This is a genomic window from Thiohalorhabdus sp. (assembly GCF_036628635.1).
In the GTDB taxonomy this organism is placed as follows: Bacteria; Pseudomonadota; Gammaproteobacteria; order Thiohalorhabdales; family Thiohalorhabdaceae; genus Thiohalorhabdus.
Map to the genome: position 1 here is coordinate 1 of NZ_JAZKRM010000108.1, position 3,310 is coordinate 3,310.

Consider the following 3,310-nt stretch of genomic DNA (forward strand, 5'->3'; position numbering starts at 1 on the left):
GGTCTCCGGCTGTGAATCCGGCGGCAGAGGACACACCCAACCACGAACCGCTCCAGACCGGGGAAATCCGGGACGTGGAAAGGTTCCGGGAGCTGCGCCCCACCTGGAACCGGCTGGTGGAAGCCAGCCGGTTCCCTTCCGTGTTCCTCCGCCACGAATGGTTCGACGCCGCCCTGCAGTGGGCTTCCCCCCGCCGCAGCCCGCTTATCCTGACCTTCTCGGAAGGCGAGGCTGTCGTCGCCGTGATGCCCTTGTCCCTGCAGCAGCCCTCCCTTCCCGGGAGCGGGCCCGTCCGACTCGAGGCCCTGCAGGTACCGGACACCCAGGAATTCGATCTGATCGCCCGGGCCGGCCGGGAAGGCGCCGCCTGCGAAGCCTTCGCCCGCTGGCTGGTTCGCAACCGGCGCCACTGGGATACCCTCCACCTGAGCGCGCTCCCGTCCCGCAGCGGGATGGCCGGGCGCTTGCGCCACGCCCTGGCCGGGACCGGGATTGCCGTTGCCCCCGAGGAAGAGAAGACCAACCTGAGCATTGACCTCACACAGCCCTGGGAGAGTTACTACCAGGGACTCAGCCGGCGCCTGAAGAAGAACAACAACCTGATCCAGAACCGCCTGGAGAAGGCGACCGGGGCGCGTCTTCTCTGGTACCGTACACTGGACGCAGAAAGCCAACCCTTGGAGCGGGCGATCGCGGTCTCCGCCCGCAGTTGGAAGTCTCCCCTCGGCCTGAGCCTGGACTTCCCGGGACCCGGGAGGTTCGTCCGGCGTCTGGCCGACCATGGCGCGCGGGAGGGCTGGCTCTCCCTCTGGCTATTGGAGCTGGACGGCGAGGCTGCTGCCATGGAGCTTCAGCTGGCTTATGGCGGCCGGGTCCACGCGCTTCGGGGTGACTTCGATCCCGACTTCGAATCCCTGTCACCGGGGTCTTATCTCCATCACCATCAGCTCCGCTCCCTTTTCGAGGAGAAGGATTTGACCACCTATCTGATGGGGCCCGGACCCAACCCCTACAAGCTCCGCTGGTCGGGAAAGGGGGAGACCCTGCGGGCCCTCAGGGCGTGGTCCCCCACCTGGCGGGGCACCCTGGCTCGTTTGTACGACCTGCGCCTATGGCCGGCCGCCCGGCGGGCCAAGGCCGTTGTAACCAATCGGAAAAAGAAGGAGGGCGCATGAAGGGCCTCTGGGGGTGGCTGGACCAAGGCACCACGGGGGATCCGGAAGCGCTCCTGCGGGGCCTGGACCCCGATCCGGGTAACTCGACACCCTCGACCCTGGTCCGGGAAAGATCGGCCATGGCCGGCAGGGCCTGGCAGGGGATGCCTTTGGCAGAGGAGGAGACGCTCCTGGTGGGCCTGGTGGGCCACGCGTGGTGGGCCGATTCCAACACCCACGCCGCCCCGGCGGACGTGGCCCGAGCCTACCGTGCCCGAGGCAGCGACTTCCTGGCCGCGCTCCAGGGCCCCTTCCTGCTAACGCTTCTTGACCCGCAATCGGGAGCCGCCCTGCTGGCCGCAGACCGCATGGGGGTCTGGGATCTGGCCTATGCGCCCACGCCCGGCGGCCTCCTCTTCGGCCCCCGCGCCGACCGGCTCGCCGTCGATCCCCGGTGCGCCGCCGACCTGGATCCCCAGGGCCTCTACGACTACCTCTACTACCACGTCATTCCCCGGCCAGGATCTGCCTACCAGGGGATCTTCCGCCTGCGCCCAGGCGAGGTGGTCACCTTCCGCGACGGGGAGCTGACCGCCGCCCCCTTCTGGCGGCCCAGCTTTTCCGAGGACCGCCGGACCCCCGTGGCCGAGCTCCAGGAACGGTTCCGGACCACGGTGCGCAATGCGGTGGCGCGCTCCGCCCAAGAGGGCCGAGTTGGGGCCTTCCTGAGCGGCGGCACGGACAGCTCCACCATCACCGGCATGCTCGGCGAGGTCACCGGGGAGCCGCCCCGCACCTTCGCCATCGGATTCAACGCCGAAGGCTACGACGAGACCGGCTTCGCCCACATCGCCGCCAAGCGCTTCGGGGCGGATCACCACGAGTACTTCGTCACCCCCCAGGACGTCGCCCGGGCGGTGCCCGAGATAGCCGCCGCCTACGGCGAGCCCTACGGCAACGCCTCGGTGGTGCCTTCCTTCTACTGCGCCCGACTGGCCCGTGAGAACGGCGTGGACGTCCTGCTCGGCGGCGACGGCGGCGACGAGCTGTTCGCCGGGAATGAGCGCTACGCCCGGCAATGGCTGCTGTCCCTCTACCACCGGGTGCCCCGGAGCCTGCGGCGCGGCCTGTTGGAACCCGCGACCGGTCTGCCGGGTGCCGAGCGGGTGCCGCCGGTGCGCAAGCTGGCCAGCTACATCCGGCAGGCCTCCCTGCCCATGCCCCAGCGGCTGCAGACCTACAACCTGCTGGAGTACCTGGGCCCGGAGCGGGTCTTTGCCGGCGACTTCCTCGCGGGCATCGACCGCCACGGCCCCATCCGGGAGCTGACCCGGGAATACCGGGACCTCGAGCGCTTCGCCCTGGTCAATCAGCTACTCGCCATCGACATGAAATACACCCTGGCCGACGACGACCTGCGCAAGGTGACCCGGGCCGGCGAGCTGGCCGGGGTGGAAACCCGCTTCCCCTTCCTCGACGACGAGGTGGTGGCCTTCGCGGCCACCGTCCCCGTGGGCCAGAAGATGCGCCGCACCCGCCTGCGCCACTTCTTCAAGCAGGCCCTGCGGGATTACCTCCCCGAGGAAATCCTGACCAAGGAGAAGCACGGCTTCGGCCTGCCCTTCGGCGTCTGGCTCCGGGAGGAACCGGTCCTGCGGGATCTCGCCCGGGACAGCCTGGACGGCCTGCGCGGCCGGGGAATCATCCGTGCGGAGATGATCGACGAGCTCACGGGCCGTCGCCTGGAGGAGCACCCGGGCTTCTTCGGCACCTTGACCTGGGTTCTGATGATGCTGGAGCAGTGGCTGCGGCATAACGGCGGCAGGGCATAGGCACCCAAAGCGAAGGCTCGCCCGATGAATCGGGCTCCTACGGGGGCCCGGATTGGCCGGGGTGCCGTTTGGTAGGAGCCCGGCTCCGCCGGGCGAGCCGTTGGCCAAAGCGGGGCCCCTCCCCGGACGCCTCGCCCGATGATTCGGGTTCCTACGAACGGCAAACCACCGGCCGTAGCCGTTGTAGGAGCCCGGCTCCGCCGGGCGAGCCGTTGGCCAGAGCGGGGCCCCTCCCCGGACGGCTCGCCCGATGAATCGGGCTCCTACAGACGGCAAACCACCGGCCGTAGCCGTTGTAGGAGCCCGGCTCCGCCGGGCGAGCCG

Annotated in this window: 2 protein-coding genes; both read left to right on the top strand. The window is 69.5% G+C overall.

Annotation, left to right across the window (positions count from 1 at the left end):
* A partial coding sequence (locus V5A19_RS14095) for a GNAT family N-acetyltransferase (protein WP_332327975.1) occupies positions 1–1,175 on the top strand: 1,175 nt, incomplete at its 5' end.
* Positions 1,172–2,986 (top strand): asparagine synthetase B family protein, encoded by a 1,815-nt coding sequence (locus V5A19_RS14100; protein WP_332327976.1) that lies wholly within the window; start codon positions 1,172–1,174, stop codon positions 2,984–2,986. The genes V5A19_RS14095 and V5A19_RS14100, both read left to right, overlap by 4 nt.
* The last annotated feature ends 324 nt before the right edge of the window (positions 2,987–3,310 follow it).

What these genes read in the sequence shown, in the direction of transcription:
- V5A19_RS14100 (WP_332327976.1), top strand. Translation starts at nt 1,172, where the DNA reads ATGAAGGGCCTCTGGGGGTGGCTGGACCAAGGCACCACGGGGGATCCG.